Source organism: Actinomadura sp. KC216, assembly GCF_004348535.1.
In the GTDB taxonomy this organism is placed as follows: Bacteria; Actinomycetota; Actinomycetes; order Streptosporangiales; family Streptosporangiaceae; genus Spirillospora.
Window position 1 is genome coordinate 1 of record NZ_SMJX01000358.1, and the last position, 7,974, is coordinate 7,974.

Annotated in this window: 9 protein-coding genes; all 9 read left to right on the plus strand. The window is 73.6% G+C overall.

Annotated features, from left to right (window positions below; translation table 11 throughout):
- On the plus strand, positions 1-1,056 hold a 1,056-nt coding region (locus E1264_RS36765), incomplete at its 5' end, for a M20/M25/M40 family metallo-hydrolase (protein WP_132181178.1).
- Positions 1,053-1,796, plus strand: coding sequence for an MBL fold metallo-hydrolase (locus E1264_RS36770; RefSeq protein WP_132181180.1), 744 nt, complete (start codon positions 1,053-1,055; stop codon positions 1,794-1,796). The genes E1264_RS36765 and E1264_RS36770, both read left to right, overlap by 4 nt.
- Positions 1,793-2,764: an IclR family transcriptional regulator gene (locus E1264_RS36775; RefSeq protein WP_132181182.1), complete on the plus strand. Its 972-nt coding sequence runs from the start codon at positions 1,793-1,795 to the stop codon at positions 2,762-2,764. The genes E1264_RS36770 and E1264_RS36775 overlap by 4 nt, the downstream gene beginning before the upstream one ends.
- Positions 2,761-3,984: an alanine racemase gene (locus E1264_RS36780; RefSeq protein ID WP_132181184.1), complete on the plus strand. Its 1,224-nt coding sequence runs from the start codon at positions 2,761-2,763 to the stop codon at positions 3,982-3,984. Before E1264_RS36775 ends, E1264_RS36780 begins: the two co-directional genes overlap by 4 nt.
- 90 nt (positions 3,985-4,074) lie before the next feature.
- Positions 4,075-4,716 (plus strand): bifunctional 4-hydroxy-2-oxoglutarate aldolase/2-dehydro-3-deoxy-phosphogluconate aldolase, encoded by a 642-nt coding sequence (locus E1264_RS36785; RefSeq protein ID WP_132181186.1) that lies wholly within the window; start codon positions 4,075-4,077, stop codon positions 4,714-4,716.
- 95 nt (positions 4,717-4,811) lie between these two features.
- On the plus strand, positions 4,812-5,792 hold the full coding sequence (locus tag E1264_RS36790) for a sugar kinase (RefSeq protein ID WP_132181188.1): 981 nt from the start codon (positions 4,812-4,814) through the stop codon (positions 5,790-5,792).
- Between the two features lie 20 nt (positions 5,793-5,812).
- Entirely contained in the window at positions 5,813-6,196 is a 384-nt protein-coding gene (locus E1264_RS36795) for a Rid family detoxifying hydrolase (RefSeq protein WP_132181190.1), read from the plus strand.
- Positions 6,196-7,341 (plus strand): hypothetical protein, encoded by a 1,146-nt coding sequence (locus tag E1264_RS36800; protein ID WP_132181192.1) that lies wholly within the window; start codon positions 6,196-6,198, stop codon positions 7,339-7,341. Before E1264_RS36795 ends, E1264_RS36800 begins: the two co-directional genes overlap by 1 nt.
- A 118-nt stretch (positions 7,342-7,459) precedes the next feature.
- A partial coding sequence (locus E1264_RS36805; protein ID WP_243711401.1) for an SAM-dependent methyltransferase occupies positions 7,460-7,974 on the plus strand: 515 nt, incomplete at its 3' end.

Sequence of the window (7,974 nt, forward strand, 5' to 3'; positions counted from 1 at the left end):
GTCCGGGACTGGCTGGCGGCGCGGGGGGTGCGGGCCGAGCTGCGGGAAGTCCTCCCGGGACGGCCCAACGTCGTCGCCACCGTGCCGGGGCGCGACCCGCGCTTCGTGCTGCTGGAGTCGCATCTCGACACCGTCGAGACCGGCGGCATGACCGTCGACCCGTTCGCCGGGACGATCCGCGACGGCCGCCTGTACGGGCGCGGCGCGTGCGACGCGAAGGGCCCGCTGGCCGCGTTCATGGTGGCCACGGCCGAGCTCGCGGCGGCGTCGGCGGCCGGGGACCCGCCGCCGTTCGGGGTCGTGCTCGCCGGGGTCATGGACGAGGAGCACGCATACCAGGGCGTCCTCGGCCTGATCTCCGACCTCTCCGATGCGGAGGTGGCGGGCGCGATCGTCGGGGAGCCGACCGACCTCGTCGCCGCCGTCGCGCACAAGGGGTGCGTGCGCTACACCGTCCGCGCGCTGGGGACGGCCGGGCACAGCTCGCGCCCGGACGAGGCCGTCAACGCGGTGACCCTCATGGCCCGCGTCATCGACCACCTCGACCGCGCCGCGCCGGGCGTCCCGCCGCACCCGCTCCTCGGGGCCGCGACCCGCACCGTCACGCGCGTCCGGGGCGGGGAGGGGCCGAACACCGTCCCGGGACGCTGCGAGATCGACATCGACCGCCGCACCCTGCCCGGCGAGGACCCCATCGACGTGTGGCGCAAGGACAGGAAGGAGCTGACCGCGCTGATCCCCGGCCGGATCGAGGTCGACGAACCCTTCACTGTCGACTACGCGCTCGACACCCCGGCCGCCAGCCCGGTCCCGGCCGCGCTGCGCGGCGCGCTGGCGGCGGCGGGACGGGACGCGTCCGTCCACGGGATGCCGTTCGGCACCGACGCCAGCAAGCTCGCCCGCGCGGGCATCCCGTCGGTCGTGTTCGGCCCCGGCTCGGTCGCGGACGCGCACTCCGCCGACGAGTCGGTGGCCCTGGCCGATGTCGACCTGGCCGCGCGGCTCGTCGTCGAGACCGTCCGGTCGATGAGCATCGGCGGGGGGCGGCACGGGTGAGGCTGACGCAGCACATCGACCTGGTCGGCAGCGGCGCGGCCGGGTTCGACCTCACCGATCCGCTGGACTGCCACGTCTACCTGGTGCGGGGCTCGCGGGGCGCGGCGCTGATCGACGCGGGCGCCGGGGCGTCCGCCGGGCTGCTCGCGCGGCGGACGGCCACGGCGGCCGGGCCGGAGGGCGACCGGCACCTGCTGCTGACGCACGGGCACGCCGACCACGCGGGCGGTGCCGCTGAGCTGGCCGAGCGGGTGCCGGATCTCGCCGTCCGCGCCGGGTCCCCGGCGGACGCGTGGATCGCGTCCGGTGCGGAGGAGTTGCTCAGCGTCAATCGCGGGAAGGCGTCCGGTGTGTACCCCGTGGACTACACGTTCGCGGCGTGCCGGGCGGTGCGCCCCATCGCGGACGGGGAGCGGATCGACCTTGGCGGCGGGGTCGTCCTCACCGCCATCGCGACGCCGGGGCACGCCGACGGCCACACCTGCTACCTGCTGGACGCGCCGGAAGGGCGGGCGCTGTTCTCCGGCGACTGCGTGTTCACCGGCGGACGCATCTCCCTGCAGAACCTGCACGACGCGCGCGTCCCCAAGTACGCAGCCAGCCTCGAACGCCTCGCCGCGCTGGAGATCGACATGCTGCTCCCCGGCCACCACGAGGTCTCCCTGGCCCGCGCCGGCCGCCATCTGGCGTCCGCCCGCGACGCCCTCACCCGCGGACTGCTTCCGGAGAGCACCACATGAGCCACGACACGGGCGTTGACGGACCGCGGGCGGCGAAGCCGGCGGCGCGGAACCAGTCGTCGTCGCTGCGGCGCGCGCTCGCCGTCCTCGACCATGTCCGCGACCACGCCGACGCCCGCGGCGTGTCGCTCACCCGGATCGCCGAGGACCTCGGCATCAGCAAGAGCACCGTGCTGCGGCTCACCGGGCCGCTCCTCGACGGCGACCTGCTCACCCGCGACCGCGAGACGGGCTGGTTCCGGCTCGGGCACGGCGCGCTGCGGCTCGGCCAGGCGTACCTGTCGTCGCTGGACATGCGCTCCGTCGCCGCCGACCCGCTGCGCCGGTTGCAGCACGTCGTCGGCGAGACCTGCCACCTCGTCGTGTACGACGCGCCGGACGTCGTCTACATCGACAAGGTGGAGAACGAGCACAACGTCCGGATGGCGTCGCGGGTCGGGATGCGGATGCCCGCCTACCGCACCGCGGTCGGCAAGGCCATCCTCGCCTGGCTGGGGGAGGACGACGTCCAGGACGTCATCGACGCGGGCATGCCGCCGCGCACCGAGCGGACCATCACCGACCCGGCCCGGCTGGCGGCCGAGCTGGAACGGGTCCGGATGTCCGGGTACGCGGTGGACGACCGGGAGAACGAGCCCGAGGTCCGCTGCGTCGCCGCGCCGATCTTCGACCACACCGACCGGGCCGTGGGGGCGCTGAGCGTGTCCGGGCTGACGTCCCGGATGACGCCGGCGCGGGTCCGGGAGGTCGGTCCGATGGTGGAGCGGGCGGCGCTGGACATCTCCCGCGTGCTCGGCTCGTCCCGTCCCCGCCGCCGCGCGAACCGCCTGGAGCTCCGCTCCGAGATCCGTCCCGACGGGCGTCCCGAAAGCCGTTCTGAGAGTCGCTACGAAAGCCGGTTGGAGAGTCGTTCCGAAAGCCGAGCCGATCGCGGTACCGAGAACCATGGAGGAGGGAATCTGCCGTGACCAGCCTGACCATCCCCGCCGAGCACGTCGATTGGCGGACGAAGGGTTTCTTGCAGCCGGGCGCGCCGGTCGCGTTCGAGGAGTTCGCCGCCGCCCGCCACCAGCTGTTCGGCGGGCCGTTCACCTGGCCGGTCATGGTGGCGCGTGAGTCGGCGCTCAAGCACAACATCTCCGCGCTGGCCTCGTTCTGCGCCGCGCACGACCTGGCGTTCGCGCCGCACGGCAAGACGACCATGGCCCCGACGCTGTTCCAGGCGCAGCTCGACGCGGGCGCCTGGGGCATCACGGCCGCGACCGCGAACCAGGTCCTCGCCTGCCGGGAGTTCGGCGTCCCGCGGATCCTGCTGGCCAACGAGCTGCTCGACCCGACCGCGCTGCGCTGGCTCGGCGACGAGATCGGCCGCGGCATGGAGTTCCTGCTGTACGCCGACTCCGTCGAGGGCGTCGCCGCGATCTCCGCGGCGGCCGGGGAGCGGCCGTTCCGGGTGCTCGTCGAGTTCGGCCACCGCGGCGGGCGGTCCGGCTGCCGCACCGTCGAGGAGCTGACCTCCGTCGCCCGCGCCGTGACCGCCGCGCCCGGCACCGAGCTCGCCGGGGTCGCCGGCTACGAGGGCGGGCTGCCGGACGTCCCCGCCGCCGGCGCCTACCTCGGCCTGCTCCGCGACGCCACCGCCGAGCTGTCCAAGGCCGGGCTGCTCCCCCGCGACGTCATCGTCACCGCGGGCGGCAGCGCCTACTTCGACCAGGTCGCCGAGCAACTGTCCGGGGCGTGGCTGCCCGGACACGAGCTGACCGTCATCCTGCGCAGCGGCGCCTACGTGTCCCACGACGACGGCATCTACACGCAGCGGACGCCGTTCACCCGCATCCCCGGGTCGCTGGACGCCGCGCTGGAGATCTGGGCGCAGGTCACCTCCGTCCCCGAACCCGGGCTCGCGATCGTCGGCCTGGGCAAGCGGGAGGCCCCGTACGACGCCGGGCTGCCGGTTCCGCTGCGGCTCCGTCGTCGGGACGGGTCCGTCCACCCGGCGGGCGGCCTGCGCGTCACCGACACCAACGACCACCACGCCTACGTGATGGTCGAGGGCCCCCCGCCACGGCCGGGCGACCTGCTGTGCTTCGGCATCTCCCACCCCTGCACGGCCTTCGACAAATGGCAGGTCATCCCGGTCGTCGACGACGACGAGACGGTGACCGACCTGATCCGCACCTATTTCTGACACGGCATCCGTTCCTGACCCGGCCTCCCCCGCCACCGACACGGCCCTTCCGACACGTCCCACCCGACATACGGACTTGAGAGGACCCCCATGATCCCCCGCTTGGCGCCGGGCTGCGCGCTGACGTCGACCGGAGTCGTCGCGGTCGTGCGCGGCACCCGCGCCGACCGCGTCGCCGACGTCCTGGACACCCTCGCCGACGCCGGCGTCCGCTGCCTGGAGATCACCCTCAACACGCCTGGCGCGCTCGCCGAACTCCGCGCGGCGCGGGACCGGCTCCCCGGGGACGTCGAGATCGGCGCCGGGACGGTGCGCACCGCCGCGGACGCGTCCGCGGCGGCCGACGCCGGCGCGTCCTTCCTCGTCGCGCCCGACACCAGCGCGGAGGTCGCCGAGACCGCGGGCGAGCGCGGCATCGCCTACTACCCGGGCGCGCTGACCCCCGGCGAGGTCGCCCGCGCCTGGGAGCTCGGCGCCACCGCCGTCAAGGTCTTCCCCGCGAACGCGCTCGGCCCCCGCTACCTGCGCGACCTCGCCGAACCGTTCCGCGACATCCCGCTGCTCCCGACGGGCGGGATCGGTCCGGACACCGCCGGCGGGTACATCGAGGCGGGCGCCGTCGCGGTCGGCTCGGGCGGCTCCCTCATCGGCGACGCCCTCGACGGCGGCTCCCTGTCGGACCTGTCGGACCGCGCCGGACGGCTCCTCGCCGCCGTGGCGGCCGCCCGATGACCGCGCCGGAGCAGCGGAGGCCGGACGGGTCGCACGGATCGCCGGACGGTTCCTCGTCGGAACAACCGGGGGCGTCCTCGCGAGGGCGCCGCCCGATGTCGGAAGCGGGCCTCGACCTCGTCACCTTCGGGGAGACCATGGCGCGGCTGGAGAACCCCGTCGTCGGGCCGATGCGGCATGCCCGCACCCTCGACCTCGGCGTCGGCGGCGCCGAGTCGAACACCGCGATCGGGCTGTGCCGCCTCGGCGGGACCGCCGCCTGGTTCGGCCGCGTCGGCGACGACGAGTTCGGCCGCCTGATCACCAACGTCCTGGCGGGCGAGGGCGTCCAGCTCGGGCACACCGTTGTGGACCGGTCCGCGCCGACCGCGCTGCTGTTCAAGGAGCGCCGCTCGGGGACGCTCACCCGCGTCCAGTACTACCGGACGGGCAGCGCCGGTTCGCGGCTGAGCCCGTCGGACGTCCCGCACGACCTGATCCGCTCGGCGCGCGTCCTGCACGTCACCGGGATCACCGCCGCCATCAGCGCCACCGCCAGGCAGGCCCTCGACGACGCCGTGGAGACCGCGCGGGACGCGGGCGTCCCGGTCTCGCTCGACCTCAACTACCGGCAGGCCCTGTGGACGCCCGCCGAGGCCGGTGAATGCCTGCGCAACCTCGCCAAACGCGCCGACCTGGTCTTCGCCACCGAACAGGAGGCCCGCCTGGTGGTGCCCGCCGACGAGTCCCCCGCGGACGGGGACGACCTGGCCGGGCTCGCCGGGTCGCTCGCCGCGCTCGGCCCCCGCGACGTCCTCATCAAGCGGGGCGCCGCGGGCGTCGTCGCGCTGTGCGAGGGGCGCCTGCACGTCCAGCCCGCGCACACCGTGCCGGTGATCGACCCGGTCGGCGCGGGCGACGCGTTCGCCGCCGGGTACCTCGCCGAGTTCGTCCGGGGACGCCCGGTAGGCGAGCGCCTAGAAACCGCCACGGCCGCCGGAGCGTACGCCGTCGCCGCGCGCGGCGACTGGGAGGGCCTTCCGAGCCGCGCGGAGCTCGATCTGCTGAAATCAGCCGAAGACACCGTCACCCGCTAATTCCTTAAGGAGAGACAGATATGGGCAAGCGTGAGATCCGGAGCTCGGCCGCGCCCGCGCCGCTCGGCACGTACTCGCAGGCTCTGGTGGCAGGCGACTTCCTCTACACGTCCGGGATGGGCCCGATCCACCCGGAGACCGGCGAGGTCGTCGGCAAGGACGTCGCCGAGCAGACCCGGCAGGTCCTCGCGAACCTGTCCGCGATCCTCGCCGAGCACGGCCTGGGCCTGGACGACGTCGTGAAGTCGACCGTCCACCTCCAGGACCTGCACCGCGACTTCCCCGCCTACGACAAGGTGTACCGGGAGCACTTCAACGAGCCGTACCCGGTGCGCACCACCGTCGGGTCCGACCTGATGAACATCCTTGTCGAGATCGATTTCGTCGCCTACAAGCAGAGCTGATGGACTCTTCGCTCTACGTCCTGGTGGAGGATCTGCACGGCGGAGTCGACGCCGCGCAGATCCTCTCCCATGGCGTCTCGTCCATCACGATCGGCGCCGCCTACCACCGCGCCCGCGACGTGACCCCCCACGGACGCACCCGCGTGACGCTGCGGCACGACGGAATCCATTTCCCTCCCGGCGACCTCTTCGACGGGCTCCGGCTCGTGCCGCCCGTCCAGCGGAACGCCGACCGGGAACCCCTGCGCGCCCTCCGCGAACAGACCCGCGAGCTGGACGCTCCGCTGCACGGCTGGGGCGTGTTCCTGCACAACACCACCCTCGGCCTCGCCTTTCCGGACGTCACGCAGGAGAACTGCTTCGGCGACCGTGCCGCGCCCGCCGACCTGTGCCCGTCCAACCCGGACGTCCGCGCGTACGCCGTCGCGCTCGGCCGCGCCATCGCCCGCCAGGGAATGGACTCGGTCGTCACCGAGTCCCTCCATTTCGGGACGTTCGGACACGGCTACCACCACGAACGCTCCTTCGTCGCCCTCGGCCCGGCCGCCGAATTCGCACTGGGCCTGTGCTTCTGCACGCACTGCCAGGCGCGCATCCCCTCCGCCGAAAAGGCGCGGGACGCCGCGTCCCGCCTGGCCGCCTCCGTCCTGGACGGCGGCCCGCCCGCCGACGAGATCCCCTCCGCCCTGGAGGACTACGCCCGCGCGCGGACCCCGATCGTCACGTCCCTCGCCGCCGAGGTCGCCGAAGCCGTGGCAGGCGAAGGCTCCGCCCTCACGTTCCTCGACCTGACCGGCGCCGTGAAGGGCTACGCCGATGGACGTCCCACGGGCGCCCCGGCCGCCGACTCCGCCTGGCAGATCGGTGTTGATCCGGCTGCGGTGAGCGAGGTCGTTCCGTCCTACGCGATCCTCTGCTACGCGCACGACGAGGCCCGCGTAGCCGAGGACGTCGCCGCCTACCGCACAGCCCTGGGTTCGTCGACCACACTCCGCGCCGTGCTGCGCCCCGGCCTCCCCGACACGGCGTCGGCCGAGCACCTCGCGGCCAAGGTGAAGATGGCGCGCGCGTCCGGCGCGGACACCGTGGACTACTACCAGTACGGACTGGTCCCGCTACCAACCCTCGCCCGCATCCCGCGCTGACGGCCAGGCGCCACGGCGCCTGACCGGGGCGGCCGATCTTGGACAGGATTCCCCCGCCGACCAAACGCGAGGTTACGGTGAGCCCCGACAAGAGGCCTTCTCCGTACGGGAGCGCAGCGTGACCCTCCACGAAATCCCGGACGACATCCCGACCTCGGCACGCGTCTACGGCTGGTATCTCGGCGGCAAGGACAACTACGAGATCGACCGCCGGTTCGCCATGAAGCACCTGCCCGACTTCCCCGAGGGCCTCGATATCACCCGGGCGAATCGGCTGTTCCTCTACCGCGCCGTCCGCTACCTCGTCCAGGACGCGGGAATCAGGCAGTTCATCGACATGGGCTGCGGCCTGCCGACCGACGACAACGTCCACCAGGTGGCGCAGCGCTTCGCCCCGGACGCCCGCGTCGTCTACGTCGACATCGACCCCATCGTCCTCATCCACGCCCGCGCCCTGCTCGCCGGCGACGGCTCCACGACCGTCATCACCGCCGACATGCGCGACCAGGACACGATCCTGAACCACGAGGACACGCGCCGCCTCATCGACTTCAGCGAGCCGCTCGCGGTGCTGTTCCTCTCCGTCGGCCACCACCTCCCCGACGCCGACGACCCCCGCCGCATCCTCCGCAC

Excerpts from the sequence above, each read along its gene's own strand:
- E1264_RS36775 (WP_132181182.1), top strand. The coding sequence starts at position 1,793 with ATGAGCCACGACACGGGCGTTGACGGACCGCGGGCGGCGAAGCCGGCG.
- E1264_RS36785 (WP_132181186.1), top strand. The coding sequence starts at position 4,075 with ATGATCCCCCGCTTGGCGCCGGGCTGCGCGCTGACGTCGACCGGAGTC.
- E1264_RS36790 (WP_132181188.1), top strand. The coding sequence starts at position 4,812 with ATGTCGGAAGCGGGCCTCGACCTCGTCACCTTCGGGGAGACCATGGCG.
- E1264_RS36795 (WP_132181190.1), top strand. The coding sequence starts at position 5,813 with ATGGGCAAGCGTGAGATCCGGAGCTCGGCCGCGCCCGCGCCGCTCGGC.
- E1264_RS36800 (WP_132181192.1), top strand. The coding sequence starts at position 6,196 with ATGGACTCTTCGCTCTACGTCCTGGTGGAGGATCTGCACGGCGGAGTC.